The sequence below is a fragment of the Lentzea sokolovensis genome (assembly GCF_033949975.1).
GTDB lineage: Bacteria > Actinomycetota > Actinomycetes > Mycobacteriales > Pseudonocardiaceae > Lentzea > Lentzea sokolovensis.
The window spans coordinates 357,484-373,004 of the sequence record NZ_JAXAVU010000008.1; the positions used below are offsets into that span (position 1 = coordinate 357,484).

At 68.4% G+C, this 15,521-nt stretch carries 16 protein-coding genes; 11 read left to right on the forward strand and 5 right to left on the reverse strand.

The annotated features are described in order from the left end of the window. The first annotated feature begins 40 nt into the window (after nt 1-40). A complete protein-coding gene (gene otsB, locus SK854_RS16275; RefSeq protein WP_319975935.1) occupies nt 41-2,572 on the forward strand; it encodes a trehalose-phosphatase in 2,532 nt (843 codons plus the stop codon). A 333-nt stretch (nt 2,573-2,905) separates the two neighbouring features. Here otsB and SK854_RS16280 read toward each other — a convergent pair whose 3' ends face one another. From SK854_RS16280 to radA, 3 genes are read right to left on the reverse strand one after another with little or no spacing between them, the layout of a single operon-like run. After that, nucleotides 2,906-3,439 carry a hypothetical protein gene (locus SK854_RS16280; protein WP_319975936.1) on the reverse strand — a complete coding sequence of 178 codons (534 nt, stop codon included), beginning with the start codon at nt 3,437-3,439 and terminating at the stop codon, nt 2,906-2,908. Continuing rightward, entirely contained in the window at nt 3,408-3,965 is a 558-nt protein-coding gene (locus SK854_RS16285; protein ID WP_319975937.1) for a hypothetical protein, read from the reverse strand. The genes SK854_RS16280 and SK854_RS16285 overlap by 32 nt, the downstream gene beginning before the upstream one ends. Continuing rightward, nucleotides 3,958-5,382, reverse strand: coding sequence for a DNA repair protein RadA (gene radA, locus SK854_RS16290; RefSeq protein WP_319975938.1), 1,425 nt, complete (start codon nt 5,380-5,382; stop codon nt 3,958-3,960). Before radA ends, SK854_RS16285 begins: the two co-directional genes overlap by 8 nt. Nucleotides 5,383-5,506: 124 nt before the next feature. On the opposite strand from radA, the gene SK854_RS16295 reads away from it, so the two are divergent. After that, a complete protein-coding gene (locus tag SK854_RS16295) occupies nt 5,507-5,941 on the forward strand; it encodes a hypothetical protein (RefSeq protein WP_319975939.1) in 435 nt (144 codons plus the stop codon). Nucleotides 5,942-5,999: 58 nt separating this feature from the next. Here SK854_RS16295 and SK854_RS16300 read toward each other — a convergent pair whose 3' ends face one another. Next, complete coding sequence (locus SK854_RS16300) at nt 6,000-6,794, reverse strand: copper chaperone PCu(A)C (RefSeq protein ID WP_319975940.1); 795 nt, start codon at nt 6,792-6,794, stop codon at nt 6,000-6,002. A gap of 230 nt (nt 6,795-7,024) precedes the next feature. Here SK854_RS16300 and SK854_RS16305 point away from each other — a divergent pair, with 230 nt between their 5' ends. From SK854_RS16305 to SK854_RS16320, 4 genes are read left to right on the forward strand one after another with little or no spacing between them, the layout of a single operon-like run. Next, nucleotides 7,025-7,513, forward strand: coding sequence for a CarD family transcriptional regulator (locus SK854_RS16305; RefSeq protein ID WP_012782996.1), 489 nt, complete (start codon nt 7,025-7,027; stop codon nt 7,511-7,513). 44 nt (nt 7,514-7,557) lie between these two features. Beyond that, nucleotides 7,558-8,250, forward strand: a complete 693-nt coding sequence (gene ispD / locus SK854_RS16310) for a 2-C-methyl-D-erythritol 4-phosphate cytidylyltransferase (protein WP_319975941.1) — start codon at nt 7,558-7,560, stop codon at nt 8,248-8,250. Next, nucleotides 8,247-8,714, forward strand: coding sequence for a 2-C-methyl-D-erythritol 2,4-cyclodiphosphate synthase (ispF, locus tag SK854_RS16315; RefSeq protein WP_319975942.1), 468 nt, complete (start codon nt 8,247-8,249; stop codon nt 8,712-8,714). The genes ispD and ispF overlap by 4 nt, the downstream gene beginning before the upstream one ends. Nucleotides 8,715-8,719: 5 nt before the next feature. Continuing rightward, the gene (locus SK854_RS16320; protein WP_319975943.1) at nt 8,720-9,112 is read left to right on the forward strand and encodes a PPOX class F420-dependent oxidoreductase; all 393 of its coding nucleotides are present in this window, start codon (nt 8,720-8,722) and stop codon (nt 9,110-9,112) included. Here SK854_RS16320 and SK854_RS16325 read toward each other — a convergent pair. Continuing rightward, a complete protein-coding gene (locus SK854_RS16325; protein ID WP_319975944.1) occupies nt 9,109-9,405 on the reverse strand; it encodes a DUF6191 domain-containing protein in 297 nt (98 codons plus the stop codon). The genes SK854_RS16320 and SK854_RS16325 overlap by 4 nt on opposite strands. A gap of 53 nt (nt 9,406-9,458) precedes the next feature. Between SK854_RS16325 and SK854_RS16330 the strand changes: the two genes are divergently transcribed. From SK854_RS16330 to SK854_RS16350, 5 genes are all read left to right on the forward strand, one after another. Continuing rightward, nucleotides 9,459-10,403, forward strand: a complete 945-nt coding sequence (locus tag SK854_RS16330) for a toll/interleukin-1 receptor domain-containing protein (RefSeq protein WP_319975945.1) — start codon at nt 9,459-9,461, stop codon at nt 10,401-10,403. 25 nt (nt 10,404-10,428) lie between these two features. Further along, entirely contained in the window at nt 10,429-11,052 is a 624-nt protein-coding gene (locus tag SK854_RS16335; protein WP_319975946.1) for an HAD family hydrolase, read from the forward strand. Further along, nucleotides 11,049-12,443 (forward strand): cysteine--tRNA ligase, encoded by a 1,395-nt coding sequence (gene cysS, locus SK854_RS16340; RefSeq protein ID WP_319975947.1) that lies wholly within the window; start codon nt 11,049-11,051, stop codon nt 12,441-12,443. Before SK854_RS16335 ends, cysS begins: the two co-directional genes overlap by 4 nt. Before the next feature lie 5 nt (nt 12,444-12,448). Continuing rightward, entirely contained in the window at nt 12,449-13,420 is a 972-nt protein-coding gene (rlmB, locus tag SK854_RS16345) for a 23S rRNA (guanosine(2251)-2'-O)-methyltransferase RlmB (protein WP_319975948.1), read from the forward strand. Between the two features lie 591 nt (nt 13,421-14,011). Then, on the forward strand, nt 14,012-15,238 hold the full coding sequence (locus tag SK854_RS16350) for an MFS transporter (protein ID WP_319975949.1): 1,227 nt from the start codon (nt 14,012-14,014) through the stop codon (nt 15,236-15,238). Nucleotides 15,239-15,521 lie beyond the last annotated feature (283 nt).

Here is a 15,521-nt window from a genome sequence, read left to right on the forward strand (position 1 = left end):
TTCAGATCCCCATGACCCATCGAGTGCTCCAGGAGGGGCGTTGACCGCCGAGGCCCTCCCCGCCGAACTGCGCCGCGCGATCGTGCAGCTGGCCAGGACCCCACGACTGCTGGTCGCCAGCGACTACGACGGAACACTCGCGCCGATCGTGGCCGACCCGGAGGCGGCTCGCCCGCTTCCGGAGTCGGTGAACGCGCTCCGTTCGCTGGCGAGCCTGCACGAGACCACCTCAGCCGTGATCTCCGGTCGCGCGCTGCGCGACCTGGCCACGCTGTCCCGTCTGCCTGGCGAGGTCCACCTAGTGGGCTCGCACGGCTCCGAGTTCGACGTCGGCTTCGTCCACGCGCTGGACGCGAACGCCAAGGCGTTGCTGCGGCGCATCGAAGCCGAGCTCGAAGAGATCGCCGACGGCCAAGAAGGCGTCCAGCTCGAGGTCAAGCCCGCCTCCGTCGCGGTGCACGTGCGCCGTGCCGCGAGCGAGGCCATCGGGGAGGCCGTGCTCAGCGCCGTCCGCTCCGGCCCGTGCACCTGGGAAGGTGTGCAGGTCACCGAGGGCAAGGCCGTCATCGAGCTCGCCGTCGTCGAGACCGACAAGGGCCACGCCCTCGACATCCTGCGCCACCAGGTCGGCGCCACCGCGGCGATCTTCCTGGGCGACGACGTGACGGACGAGAAGGCGTTCGCCCGCCTGTCCGGCCCTGACCTCGGCATCCGCGTGGGTGCCGGCGAGTCGCTGGCCGAGCACTACGTGGCCGACCCCGCCGACGTGGCGACGGTGCTGGCGTTCCTGCTGGAGGAGCGCCGCGCGTGGCTGCACGGTGACCAGGCCGTGCCGATCGAGCGCCTGACCATGCTGGCCAACGAGCGTTCGGTGGCCCTGGTGACGCCGGACGCCAAGGTCAACTGGCTGTGCCACCCCGAACCGGACTCCGCGGCGATCTTCGCGGACCTGCTCGGCGGCCCCGCAGCCGGTCACTTCTCGATCAAGCCGGAGCACGGGTCGCTGCCGCTGGGCCAGCGCTACCTGCCGGGCACGATGATCGTGGAGACCCGCTGGTCGCGGCTCCTGGTGACGGACTACCTGGAGCACGACCTCGCCTCGCACCGCACGGACCTGGTTCGGCGGATCTCCGGCTCGACCAACGCGGTGATCACGTTCGCGCCGCGTCCGGAGTTCGGGCAGGTGCCGGTGCGGCTACTGCGCGAGCGCGACGGCCTGCGCGTCGTCGGCACCTCGGACCCGATGGTGCTGCGTTCCCCCGGTGTCGACTGGGAGATCACCTCGGACGGCGTGCAGGAGACCGCACGCGCCGTGGTCCGCCCACGTGAGGGTGCGCCGGTGTTGCTGGAGCTGCGCTGCGGCACCGACGACATCTCCGAGCACGCTCAGGCCGAGTCGGTGCGCCGTGACCGCGCCGCCGGCTACTGGTCGGACTGGGCGGCGGGCCTGCACCTGCCGAAGGTGCAGACCGACCTGGTGCTGCGTTCCGCTTTGACGCTGCGCGGCCTGGTGCACAAGGACTCCGGCTCGATCATGGCCGCGGCCACCACGTCACTGCCGGAAGAGCTCGGCGGCGTCCGCAACTGGGACTACCGCTACTGCTGGCTGCGCGACGGCGCGATGACCGCCGCCGCACTCGTGTCGGTGGGCTCGTTCGCGGAGGCCGACGGCTTCCTGGCGTGGCTGCACGGCGTCCTGGAGACCATCCCGGGCCCGGAGCGGCTGCACCCGCTGTACACGCTGCACGGCACCCAACTCGGCGCCGAGGCCGTCATCGAGTCGCTGCCCGGCTACGCCGGCTCCCGCCCGGTCCGCGTGGGCAACCTCGCGAACCAGCAGGTGCAGCTCGACGTCTTCGGCCCCGTCGTCGACCTGGTCGTGCAACTGGCCACCGCCCGCGGCTCCCTGTCGGACGCCGACTGGACGATGGCCGGGGCGATGGCCGAAGCCGTCTCCCGACGCTGGCACGAGCCCGACCACGGCATCTGGGAGGAACGGCACGCACCGCGCCACCACGTGTACTCGAAGGTCATGTGCTGGCTCACGATCGACCGAACGATCAAGCTCGGCGAACAGTTCGGCCGCGAACTCGACCCCTCGTGGGTGCCACTGCGCGACACCATCGCCACGGACGTGCTCAAGAACGGCTGGAACGACGAGGTCCAATCCTTCACCACCGCCTACGACGGCGACGACCTCGACGCCGCCTCCCTGTTCGTGGGCCTGTCGGGCCTCATCGACCCGACCGACGAACGCTTCCAGTCGACCGTCACAGCCATCGAGGCGGAACTGCGGTCCGGCTCCACCGTCTACCGCTACCGCCGCGACGACGGCCTGCCAGGCGACGAGGGCGGCTTCCACCTGTGCGCCGCCTGGATGATCGAGTCGTACCTGCTCACCGGCCGTCGCACCGAGGCCGAAGAGCTGTTCGGCCAAATCGTCGCAGCAGCAGGCCCCACCGGCCTGCTACCCGAGGAATACGACCCGATCGCCGAGCGCTCCCTGGGCAACCACCCACAGGCGTACTCGCACCTGGGCCTGATCCGCTGCGCCCAGCTGCTCTCGCAGTGATCTCGTAGTTCTGCTGCCGCCGCGGTCCTGCTTCAGGGCCGCGGCGGTGTCATTTCCAGGATCTCCGCTGCGCTCGAAGGCCATCGACTGGGCCTTGGCCGGCGCCACGTGTGCAGTGGCCGAGGCTGGGCCCACCGCTCCCCCGCGCGATTCCTCCTGACGCAACGCGCGAACCCCGGATTTGGTTCCTGCTCTGTCCACAGGCTACCCCGGATCCGGATAGCGCCAGGTCAGCGCTTCGCAAGCCTGTGGACAACTCGCGATCAAGGTCAGCTGTCGATCCAGCCGGCTACCTGAAGCCGTGCGAGAGCTGTCCGTCGTGGGCATGAGTGTTCAGGGCCGCGGCGGCACTTTCTCGATGATTTTCGCGGTCCCCGGCGAGCTGCCGTGCAACGTGATCACGTCGCCACGGATGAGATGCGCCCACGCCGGCGGCACGAACGGCCTGAGCCGTGCGGTCGCGCGTTCGCCCGGACCCAGCACCGGCTTGGACTCGATCCACAGGGCGGCGACCCGCTGGTGTTTGCCGGTGACGTCCCACATCGGGCGTTCTCCCCTGGCCCGCAACGGTTCCGCGTCTACCGACAGGGTCAGCTCGACCCGCAGCAGGCCTTGGATCGACTCCACGCAGCGCCACTGGAACCAGGTCTCGTCCTGGTCCATCTGGGTCGCCGCCTCGGCGAGCAGGGCCCAGTAGCGCGGGGTCTGCCAGGTGTGGCCGTCGAAGTCACCCAGCAGGGTGAGGACCAGTTCCCACTCTTCGAGGTCGAGGTAGTCGAGCAGGTCTGAGCCCTGCACCTCCGCGGGCACCAAGGACGCCGCGAACCGCAGTAACTCACCTATCTCGCTGTCGTGTCTCCCCAACACTCGCGTATTCGATCACAGTCGCGGTACCGGCCACCGGTTGTCCCTCGTGCATGGTGATCACGTCGCCCGGCACGAGGTGCCGCCACCCCTCGGGCGACAACGCCGCCAGCCGGACGATCGCGCGGCCACCGGCCTCCAGTTCGGGCTTCGACTCGATCCACGTGATGGCCACCCGGTAGTCGCCGCCGCCCACGTGCCACAGCGGTCTGAGCACGCCCTGCGCCGGAATCGGGTTCCGCGTGCTCGGCACCAACTGGAGGTCGGCGCGGATCAGGCCGAGCCGAGTCTCGGCCTCCCGCCAGTGGAACCACTGGGACGGCAGGTACAGCTCCTGAGCCGCGGCCGCCAGCAGCTTCCAGTACACCGAGGTCTGCCAGGCGATGCCGCCGAAGTCGCCGAGCAGGTCGAGTGCGAACTCCCACTCGTCCTGCTCGAGGTACTCCCGCACGTCCGCGGCCGAGGCCCCGGAGTCGCTGCGCGCGTCGCCTGGCACGAGTGCGACAGCACGGCGCAGCAACTCAGTCATCTTCTGGCTTGTCCTCGGACTTGCTGCTGCGCTTGCGGTTCAAGCCGAGCAGTTCCAGCGCCGACACCAGATCGTTCGCCACCAGCGCCCGCACCCCGTCCGGCAGCGGGCCGTGGTCCGGCGGCACCAGTGCCTTCTTGAACCCGAGCCGCGCGGCCTCGCTGAGGCGCTTGCCGACGCCGTTGACGCGCCTGATCTCGCCGGCCAGGCCGACCTCGCCGAGCACCACCAGGTCGGCGGGCAGGGCGATCTCGCGTTCCGCGGAGGCCACGGCCAGCACCACGGCCAGGTCCGCGGCCGGTTCGACCAGTCGCATGCCGCCCACGGTGGCGGTGAAGACGTCCTTCTGGAACAGGTTGACCTTGCCTCGCTTCTCCAGCACCGCCAGCGCCATCGAGATGCGCGCCGAGTCGAGGCCGCTCACCGCGCGGCGGGGTGCTGGCAGGTTCGTCTTGGCCACCAACGCCTGCACCTCGCCGAGCATCGGCCGCTTGCCCTCGACGATCACCGTGACGCAGGTGCCCTCGACCGCCTTCTCGCGCCGTGTGAGGAACAAGCCGGACGGGTCCGGCACGCACGCGATGCCGTCGTCGCGCAGCTCGAAGCAGCCCACCTCGTCCGCCGCGCCGTAACGGTTCTTGATGCCGCGCAGCAGCCGCAGACTGGAGTGACGGTCGCCCTCGAACTGCAGCACCACGTCGACCAGGTGCTCCAGAACCCTGGGCCCCGCAACGGATCCGTCCTTCGTGACGTGTCCAACCAGGACGACCGGAAGGCCGCGCTCCTTGGCCATCGCGATCAGTCCTGATGCGACAGTCCGCACCTGCGTGACGCCACCGGGCACGCCCTCGACGCTCACCGTCGACATGGTCTGGATGGAGTCGACGATCAGCATCGACGGCTTCACCTGGTCGACCTGCCCGAGCAACGCGCTGAGCTCGCTCTCGGCCGCCAGGTACATCTCGCCGTGCAGGTTGCCGGTGCGTTCCGCGCGCAGCCGCACCTGCCCCGCGGACTCCTCACCCGTGACGTAGAGGCAACGGCCGTGCGACTCGGCCCAGCGATGTGCCGTCTCCAGCAGCAACGTCGACTTGCCCACGCCGGGCTCACCGGCCAGCAGCACGACGGCACCGGGCACCAGGCCGCCGCCCAGCACCCGGTCGAACTCGCTGACACCGGTGGAGAGCGCCCGTGCCGACTCGATGTCGACCTCGCCGATGGGCCGCGCCGCGGACGTCGGCGCGCCCGCCACCACGCGCGTCACCGACGCGGTGCCTCGTTCCTCGATGCTGCCCCACGCCTGGCACTCGGGGCAGCGGCCGAACCACTTCGCCACCTCGTGCCCGCACTCGGCACAACGGAAGATCGGCCGCGCTGTCTTCGCCACGAACCGAACGTTAGAGCACAGGTCTGACATAAACGTGCGCCGCAGGTCAGAGGGTTTCCAACAGAAACTTCAAGATTTTTCGGCGGGTTTGTCGATCCGGCCCAGGGCTCGTTCGACGCATCAGTGGAAGGACACGACAAACCTGGAGGACACAGTGAGCACCGCAACCGTTTCCGCGACGCAGACCCGCAAGTTCGCTCTCGGCCGCTACGCCACCGTCGTCACCCGCGTGCTGACCGGCCTGCTGTTCGCCACGACCGGCCTGAACGGCTTCGTCATGTTCATGCCCGCCCCGGATCCCAGCACGATGGCGCCGGAGGGCCTGGCCTTCACCGGCGCCCTCTACGCGACCGGGTACATGTTGCAGCTGACGTCCGGTGTGCAGCTTCTCGCGGGGCTCCTGCTGATCGCCGGCCGGTTCGTGCCGCTGGCGCTGGCCCTGCTCGCCCCGGTGGTCGTGAACATCTTCCTGTTCCACGTCTTCCTGGAGCCGAGCGGCATGGTCATGGGCCTGCTCGTGGTCGCCGCCGAGATCGGCCTGGCGTGGGCGTACCGCGACAAGTTCCTGCCGATGCTCAAGGCCTCCTGAACAAACGCGAAACGCCGCCCCCTGAAGCCAGGAGGCGGCGTTTTCGTGTGTCAGGGGGTCAGTGACCGCCGGACTCGTGGCCCTCGCTCGTGCGCTTGTGCTCGGACGGCGCCACGGGCACCTCCAGCGTCACGGAGCCGGCCTTCTCGAACAGGAACGTGACCTTGACGGTCTGGGCCGCCACCACGTCGCGGTTCAGCTTCTTGAGGGTGCAGCGGATCTCCAGCACCTCGAGGCTCGGGTCGACCGCGGCCGACGACGAGGTCGGCGCGACGGAGGAACCCGACGGGCGGCCGCTCGACGACGCGCCCGAGGACGGCGACACGTTCGAGGACGACACGCCCGAGGACGGGGCGCCGGACGACGGCGTCACCGACGACGACGGGTTCGAAGAGGACGGGTTCGACGACGGGGCACCCGAGGTCGGCACGACCGACGAGGACGAGGCAGCGGACGACGAGGGCGCGGAGGACTTCACCGGCGCCTTCGAGGCGTCGTACTCGGCCCGCAGCGCGTACTGCGCCGGGATGTCCTTCGAGCCGACGACCTCGGCCTCGGCTTCCGAGGCCTCCGACTTGATCGACAGCAGCTTGTCCGGGGCGGAGCCCGAGTTCGCGATGACGAACGTCAGCGGCGCGTCTTCGCCTTCGTGGTACCGGTTGCCGTCCGGCGGGAAGGCGAGCATGACGTTGCGCACCGCGATCGGGCCCGCGTTGCCGCTCGCACCGTCGACGGCGGCGACCTGGGTGTCGGTCTGGGTGACCTGACCGGCGCTGCAGCCGACCGCCACCAGGCCGAGGCCCGCGGCCAGCGCTGCCGTCACGATCATCCGGCGAGACACTCCTGAGTTCACGGCTCCAGCGTCCTTCCTAGGGAACAACCACCAGGCAAGGAGCCTAACCGGGAGCCGAATCGAGGACGCGACGGGATGCCAGTCGATCTTCGATGAGACGTACCTTGCACGCGAACAGGTGGTTTGTCAACCCCCCGCATGGCCCTGACCAGCACTAACGGATCATCGAGCAGCGATCGGAGGGTTGCCGGACGTGTTAGGATGGAGGCATCGAAAGGGGCAGAGGACACATGGTTTTCAAGGTCGGAGAGACCGTCGTCTACCCGCACCACGGTGCCGCTCTCATCGAAGCAATCGAGACCCGCGTGATCAAGGGCGAGGAGAAGAAGTACCTCGTTCTCAAGGTAGCGCAGGGCGACCTCACCGTTCGGGTTCCCGCTGACAACGCCGAAATCGTAGGCGTGCGTGACGTTGTCGGCCAGGAAGGGCTCGACAAGGTTTTCGAGGTCTTGCGTGCTCCCCACACCGAGGAGCCGACCAACTGGTCTCGGCGGTACAAGGCCAATCTTGAGAAGCTCGCCTCTGGCGATGTGAACAAGGTTGCGGAAGTGGTGCGCGACCTCTGGCGGCGCGAGAAGGATCGCGGGCTTTCCGCCGGCGAGAAGCGGATGCTGGCAAAGGCGCGGCAGATACTGGTCAGCGAGCTGGCGCTGGCCGAGGGCACCGACGAGGACAAGGCCGAGGTTCTCCTCGACGAAGTTCTCGCCACCGCCTCGTAGTTTTCTCAAACAAACAAATCAGAGCATCGGACTTAGTCGCGAACATGAGTGTTGTCGCGCTCGTGCCCGCGGCAGGGCGAGGTGAGCGTCTGGGCTACGGGATGCCCAAGGCGCTCGTGCCGGTCAACGGCGTCCCGCTGTTGACTCGTGCCGTGCGGGGTCTGTTCGAGTCGGGCCAGGTTCAGCACGTCGTCATCGCAGCTCCACCGTCCGATGTGGACTTGGTGCACACCGCAACCGCCTCGCTGGCTCCGGCCGGCGGGGCGGTGCACGTGCTTTCAGGGGGAGCCGAACGCACCGACTCGGTGCGCCTCGCCCTCGAACACGCGCTCCGCGTGATTCCGGACACCTCGATCGTGCTGGTCCACGACGCTGCCCGTGCCTTCACCCCTCCCGAGGTCATCGCCGACGTCGTCGCCGCTGTGCGCGGTGGATACGAGGCCGTCATCCCGGTGCTTCCGGTCGCCGACACGATCAAGCAGGTGAACGAGGTCGGAGTGGTCGTCTCCACACCTGATCGAGCCGGTCTGCGGGTCGTGCAGACCCCGCAGGGTTTCCGCGCCGAGACTCTCAAAGCCGCCTATTGCTCCGGTATCGCCGCGACTGACGACGCCGGTCTCGTCGAGAAGAACGGTGTCGCCGTGCACACGGTTCCCGGGCACGCGCACGCCATGAAGATCACCACGCCGTTCGACCTCGCGGTCGCGGAAGCACTGTTCAGCGGAGGCCAGAAGTGAGGATCGGCCAGGGCGTCGACGTCCACCCGATCGAGTCAGGCCGGGAGTGCTGGATCGCCGGTCTGCTGTGGGAGGGCGTCGACGGTTGCGCCGGCCACTCCGACGGCGACGTGGCCTCACACGCCCTGTGCGACGCGCTGCTGTCCGCGGCGGGTCTGGGTGACCTGGGTGCCGTTTTCGGCACGTCAGACCCGCGCTGGTCGGGCGCGCACGGCGTTGTCCTGCTCACGGAGGTGCGCCGCCTCGTCGAAGAGGCCGGATACCGTGTGGGAAATGCCACAGTGCAGGTCATCGGCAACGAGCCGCGCATCGGCAAGCGCCGCGACGAGGCCCAGAAAACGCTTTCCGACGCGGTGGGCGGTCCGGTCTCGGTCGCCGGCACCACCACGGACGGCCTGGGTCTCACAGGGCGAAACGAGGGCATCGCGGCGATCGCGACAGCCCTGCTGTTCCCCGTAGCCTGACGAACATGGCCACGCTTTCAGAAACGCAGCGCGAACTCCTCGACAGCCCGAACTACGCCACGGTCGCGACGCTGACCAAGGACGGCAGCCCGCAGACCTCGGTCGTCTGGATCAAGCGCGATGGTGACGACGTGCTGTTCTCCACCGTCGTCGGCCGGGCGAAGGAGCGTCACCTGCAGAACGACCCGCGGGTGAGCATCACCGTCATCAACAAGGACAACCCGTACCAGTACAGCGAGTTCCGCGGTGACGCGTCGCTGACCACCGAGGGCGGCGCCGAGCTCATCAACGAGCTGTCGCACAAGTACCTCGGCAAGGACTACCCGGGCGACGCCGGCACGGACAACGTCCGCGTGATCGTCCGCGTCAAGGTCGCCAAGACCACCGGAAACGCCTAGCTCGGCTGCCTCTGCGCGGGCACGTTGAGCACGGCGAGGCCGCCGTCGAGGTCCACCCGGCTTCGCGGCGGCGCGCCGTCCCCCTCGTCGTCGCGCAGCAGGCGTTCCTCCTTGCGGAACTCGATCTCCTCGCGCTTGCCGGCCTCGAACGTCGCGCCGAGCTCACCGATCCCGGCGGTGGACATCGGCGTGCCCTTCTTCTTGCCCCGCACGAAGCGCTCGACCACGGCGAGCACGAACAACGCCGCCACCAACGCGGGTAACGACATCGCGAACAGGAACCCCAGGCTCATACCTGGACAACTCCCCGTACGTCGGTGTGGTTCCCGCCACTAACATGCGCCTCGTGCCCAAGTACGACGTTTGTCTCTCCTTCGCCGGCGAAGACCGCCCCTACGTCGACGAGGTGGCCCGCCACCTCACCGAGCTGGGCGTCTCCCGTTTCTACGACACCGACGAGCAGGCCGATCTCTGGGGCAAGAACCTCGTCGAGCACCTGGACCAGATCTACCGCCACGACTCGCGCTTCTGCGTGATGTTCATTTCGGAGGCCTACGCCAGGAAGATGTGGACCAAGCACGAGCGGCAGTCCGCGTTCGACCGCGCCCTGGTCTCCGACACCGAGTACGTGCTGCCCGTCCGGTTCGACGACACCGAGATCCCCGCGCTGCGCGTCGGCACCGGGTACCTGGACATCCGCAACCGCACGCCGCGCGAGCTGGCCGAGATGATCGCGAAGAAGGTCGGCGCCCCGGTGGCCGGACCGCGGCCCGGCTGGGAGTACCAGCTGTTCGCCGACACCGTGGGGCTGCACATGCGCAACCTCAAGGACAAGCGGATCAGCCACGAGATGGGCAGCGTCAAGCCGAAGCGCATGATCACCGCGGACGTGGACGCGCTGGACACCTTCATGGCGCGCAGCCGCACGTTCGACGGCATCATCAACGGCATCGCGGACCTGCTCTCCCCCGGCAGGCTGCAGAGCGCGTTCGGCCCGGCCAGCAAGCCCGGCGACAGCGACAAGATCAAGTACCTGGCCAACAGCTTCGTGGAGGCGTACGAGAACCTCCTCGACTGGTCCGCCGACCTGCGCGGCACCACGACACCGGACCGCTTCACCGCGCTCTACAAGGCCGCGTCCCAGCTCGCCGACCAGCCGCTCCAGCAGATCGAGCAGTTCGTCGAGGAGTTCGCGGCCGCCAGCGTCCGCGGCACGGGCGATCTGCGGCTGACCCTGTCCTACGACGCCTCGCTGGTCGAGGCCGAGCTCAAAAAGGTCCAGACCACCTAGCCGTTCGGCACGTAGAGTCGGGGGCGTGACGATCCGCGCCGCGCTCTTCGACTTCTCCGGCACGCTGTTCCGGCTCGAACACCCCGAGCTGGAGTCCAACGGTGCCCTGATGCGTGCCCTCACGGCCCCGGTCGGCATCGCCGACGGCATGGACCCCGAGCTGGCCGACGGCTGGCACCGGCGCGACCTCGACCCCGACGTGCACCGCTGGGTGCACGTGAAGGTCCTGGAGGACGCGCTGGTGCCCGACGCCGAGGCCTTCTACGACAAGCTGCTGCACCCCGAGTCCTGGCAGCCGTACCCGGACACCAGGGCGGCGCTGGAGCACCTCAAGGACGTCCCGGTCGCGGTCGTCAGCAACATCGGCTGGGACATCCGCAGCGTGTTCGAGCTGCACGGCCTCACGCACCTCGTGGACGAGTTCGTGCTGTCCTACGAAGAAGGCGTCATCAAGCCGGACCCGAAGATCTTCACCACCGCGTGCGAACGGCTGGGCGTCGATCCCCGCGATGCCGTGATGGTCGGCGACAGCGAGGAGGCGGACGGCGGAGCGGAGTCCATCGGTTGCTCCTTCCGGCTCGTCAACCCGGTTCCGACGAGTGACCGCCCGACCGCTCTTTTGGATGTGGCCCGTACCATTCCCGTGTGAGCCTCCACATCTACGACACGGCGAGCCGGTCCATGCGGGAGTTCCACCCGCAGGTCAACGGAACGGCGTCGATCTACGTGTGTGGGGCGACCGTGCAGGGCGTGCCGCACATCGGGCACGTCCGCAGCGGCCTGAACTTCGACGTCCTGCGCCGCTGGCTCGCCCGCGACGGGGCTGACGTCACGCTGGTCCGCAACGTCACCGACATCGACGACAAGATCCTCACCAAGGCCGCCGACCACGGCAGGCCCTGGTGGGAGTGGGCGTACACGCACGAGCGCGCCTTCGAGGACGCCTACGACGCGCTGGGCTGCCTGCCGCCGTCGTACGCGCCGCGCGCCACCGGCCACGTCACGCAGATGGTCGAGCTGATGCAGCGGCTGATCGACAAGGGCCACGCCTACGACGTCGACGGCGACGTCTACTTCGACGTGCGCTCGTTCCCCGAGTACGGCGCGCTGTCCGGGCAGCGGCTCGACGGCGTGGAGCAGGGCGAGACGGCGGTGCGCGGCAAGCGCGACCCGCGCGACTTCACGCTGTGGAAGGCCGCCAAGCCCGGCGAGCCGTCCTGGCCGACCCCGTGGGGTGACGGCAGGCCCGGCTGGCACCTGGAGTGCTCGGCGATGGCCACGACGTACCTCGGCAGCACGTTCGACATCCACGGCGGCGGGCTCGACCTGATCTTCCCGCACCACGAGAACGAGCAGGCCCAGTCCCGCGCGGCCGGCGACGGCTTCGCGAACTACTGGATGCACAACTACTGGGTGACGCTGTCCGGCGAGAAGATGGCCAAGTCGCTCGGCAACACCGTGTCCATCCCCGCGATGCTGGAACTGGTCCGCGCCCAGGAGCTGCGGTACTACCTGGTCTCGCCGCACTACCGGTCGCACATCGAGTACTCCGAAGAGGCGTTGCAGGAGGCGGTGACGTCCTACGGGCGCATCGAGTCGTTCCTGCGCCGTGTCGCGGAACGCGTCGGCCCGATCGAGCTCCGCGGCGACATGTGCCCGGACTTCGTCGTGGCGATGGACAACGACCTGAACACGCCCCAAGCCGTGGCTGCGCTGCACAACAAGGTGCGCCAAGGCAACACGGCACTCGCCGACGGCGACCACGAGACGGCCCGTGCGGCCGCCGAGTGCGTACGCCGGATGGCTGACATCCTCGGCGTCGACCCGTTGTCGCCGAAGTGGAACGACGCGTCGTCTGCCGATCTCGGCATGCGACAGGCGTTGACCACCCTGGTGGATCGACTTCTCGTCGAACGCCAAGAAGCCCGCAAGAGCAGGGATTTCGCGCGCTCTGACGCATTGCGCGACCAGCTGCACGACGCGGGCATCGCCGTCGAGGACACCCCCGACGGTCCGCAGTGGACTTTGAAGGACGACTGACTTCCGTGGCTGGCAATTCCAAGCGCAAGGGCGCGATGCGCAATCCGGGCTCGAAGAAGGGCGCGGTCGTCGGCTCCGGCGGGCAGAAGTCCAAAGGGCTGACCGGCAAGGGTCCGACGCCGAAGGCGACCGAGCGCCCGAACCACCCCGCCTACAAGCGGGCGAAGGTGGCGGCGAAGACCGACGCGGTCAAGACGCAGCGCCGGCACACCAAGGAGAAGGCCTCCGCGGAGACCGTGGCGGGCCGCAACCCCGTCGTGGAGTGTCTGCGCGCGGGCACTCCCGCTACGGCGCTGTACGTGGCGCTGGGCATCGACGCGGACGACCGCGTGGCCGAGGCCGTGCGCCTGGCCGCCGACCGAGGCATCACCGTGCTGGAGGTCGCCCGCGGTGAGCTCGACCGGATCACCGGCGGCGCGATGCACCAGGGCCTCGGCCTGCAGGTGCCGCCGTTCGAGTACGCGACCGCGGACGAGCTGCTCGACCTCGCTCAGCGCGCCACCACGCCGCCGTTGCTGGTGGCTCTGGACGGCGTGACGGACCCGCGCAACCTGGGTGCCGTCGTGCGGTCCGCGGCGGCGTTCGGCGCTCAGGGCGTCGTGGTGCCGCAGCGGCGCAGCGCGTCGATGACGGCGGTCGCCTGGCGCACCAGCGCGGGCACGGCCGCCAAGATCCCGATCGCGATGGCCACGAACCTCACCCGGACGCTGCGCGACTGGGCGGAGGCAGGGCTGATGATCGTCGGCCTCGACGCCGACGGTGACGTCGACGTCGACGGCCTCGACCTCGCGACGGGCCCGCTCGTCGTCGTGGTCGGGTCGGAAGGCCGCGGCCTCGGTCGTCTGGTCAAGGAGACGTGCGACCAGACCGTGTCGATCCCGATGGCGAAGGGCGTCGAGTCGCTCAACGCGTCCGTCGCGTCCGGTGTCGTACTGGCCGAGATCGCTCGTCGCCGCCGTCTCGACGCCAAAGGCTGACGCGTCAGACGGCCTTGTCTGACAGTTGCCTGACGTTATCGGCTAGTTCGCGACGCTAAGCGCCTTCATTCGCCGACGTTAGTGATCGTTTTCCTCGCCTGCGAAACCGGTTTCGTTACGCGGGCGGGGAAACGAGATCTCCACACTTGCCAGAACTTCGCGACTCATCGGGATGACAAACGGCGTGGCCTATTCCGCGCCACTCCCGGGCGCGGGTACCTTCGTCTCGATCGCAATTCGCCTGTTTCACCAGGTAGGAGCCGGTGCGGGTTGCGCCGGTCGGCGGAACACGAGACATCCGTTTGGCACCGGCTGACACACACCGTGACCATTTGGGGTCCAATCAGGCGACGCCGAGGTCAACTGTGAAGAAGATCAGCTCTACGTTTCGCTATTGTAACTACTTTAGGTAACTGCTCTGCTCCGTTTAGGTACACACTGTGGTAGGACAGACGTTGAACGGTCAGACAGCTTCTACCGTGATTGTCGTTAGGAATTGATTACCACCGGCGGGGGCGACGTGACTCGGCGTAGAGCGAATCGGGACGTGCCGATTCACCGCGCGCGGGGAGCGGCTGTCCGGAGCACCGCATGACGACCCGCGGCGCGCTCCGCGAGCTCGTGGGTTTGCGCGAGTTCCGCGCCATGTGGATCGGCTCGACCGCTTCGACCGCCGGCGACCAGCTCGCGGCGGTCGCATTGTCACTGCTCGTATTCGAGCGAACACAATCCGCTGCCTGGACCGCTCTCACGTGGTCGCTGACGCTGTTCCCGCCACTGATTTCGGGCCCGTTGCTCGGCTGGGTCGCCGACCGGTTCCCACGACGCACCGTAATGGTGACGACGGCCTGGATGCAGGCCGTGCTCATGGGCGCGATGGCCATTCCCGGCATGCCCCTGTGGGCCATGATCGTGCTGCTCGTGGTGGTTCTGGCGATCTCCTCGCCGTACCTCGCGGCCCAGGAGGCGAGCCTCCCTCACGTACTCCCGCCGAAGCGCTACGACGACGGTGTGGCGCTCTTCGGCACGTCCGTCGACATCGCCCAGATGGCGGGTCTCGCCGCCGCGGGCTTCCTCGTCGCCCACAGCGGCCCCGGCCTCGCGCTCGGGATCAACGCGGTCACGTTCGCCGCCCTGGCGATCCTGGTGCAGACGTCCGTGAAGCACCGCCCGGCCGCCGATCCGCTGGGCCGCAAGAAGAAGGACGACGAAGAACCGCGCGGCGTGCTCACGCTGATGGTGTCAGAGCCGCGATTGAGGACCCTGCTGGGCGTCCGGCTGCTCGCCGGCCTCGCGATGGTCCCGGAAGGACTCGCGGTCCCTCTGGCGGCGAGCCTGAACGCGGTGTGGGCGGTCGGACTGATCCTCGCCATCGAACCCGCCGCGAACGTGCTGGGTGTGGCGCTGCTCTTCCGTCTCGTGCGGGATCCGGCGAAGCGAGAACGGCTGATCGGCCCGCTGGCGATCCTGTCGCTGGCGCCGTTGATCATGTTCGCTTTCAACCCGAACCTGACCTGGACGATCGTTTTGCTCGTGATTGCCGGTATAGGCGGGGCTTATCACACACCCGCTCGTTCGGCGTGGATGCGCCTGCTACCGGACCAGTACCGCGGAAGGGCTTATGGCATTGGGCGCGCGGCGTTGCGTTCGAGCCAGGGCGGTGGAATGGCGCTGGCCGGTGTCGTCGCTCATTCGATCGGATCGGTGACGGCCACGATCGCCGGCGCGGGCGGCATCGGACTGCTGCTCGCGACGCAGGCAACCTTCGCCTGGCGACGTGCTCGGGGTCGCGACGGCACGAAGGCGGTGGCAATCTGAAACAGAACGGTCACCAATAGCGATATCCGTCGTAGAGGCACCATGATGATCTGGATGCGAGATTGAAGCCGACTAGAGGAAGGGTGCGTTCAGAAGTCTCGGTTGCACATGGAAGGACACCTCCTCGTTGCGACAAGCGGCAGCGCGGTGGTCTACGACCTGGTCAGCGGCGGCTTAGCTCATGACTTGCCATGAGCGTAGGGGGTCGTGGTGAAGAACAGTTTGACTGATCGCGGGCGATCGCGGGCACTCGGCTTGACTCCGATTCGCAACTGGGACCTTT

Coding starts and splice junctions, on each gene's coding strand:
- SK854_RS16285 (WP_319975937.1), bottom strand. CDS start 3,965: ATGACTGAGTTGCTGCGCCGTGCTGTCGCACTCGTGCCAGGCGACGCG.
- radA (WP_319975938.1), bottom strand. CDS start 5,382: ATGTCAGACCTGTGCTCTAACGTTCGGTTCGTGGCGAAGACAGCGCGG.
- SK854_RS16305 (WP_012782996.1), top strand. CDS start 7,025: ATGGTTTTCAAGGTCGGAGAGACCGTCGTCTACCCGCACCACGGTGCC.
- ispD (WP_319975941.1), top strand. CDS start 7,558: ATGAGTGTTGTCGCGCTCGTGCCCGCGGCAGGGCGAGGTGAGCGTCTG.
- SK854_RS16320 (WP_319975943.1), top strand. CDS start 8,720: ATGGCCACGCTTTCAGAAACGCAGCGCGAACTCCTCGACAGCCCGAAC.
- SK854_RS16325 (WP_319975944.1), bottom strand. CDS start 9,405: ATGAGCCTGGGGTTCCTGTTCGCGATGTCGTTACCCGCGTTGGTGGCG.
- SK854_RS16350 (WP_319975949.1), top strand. CDS start 14,012: ATGACGACCCGCGGCGCGCTCCGCGAGCTCGTGGGTTTGCGCGAGTTC.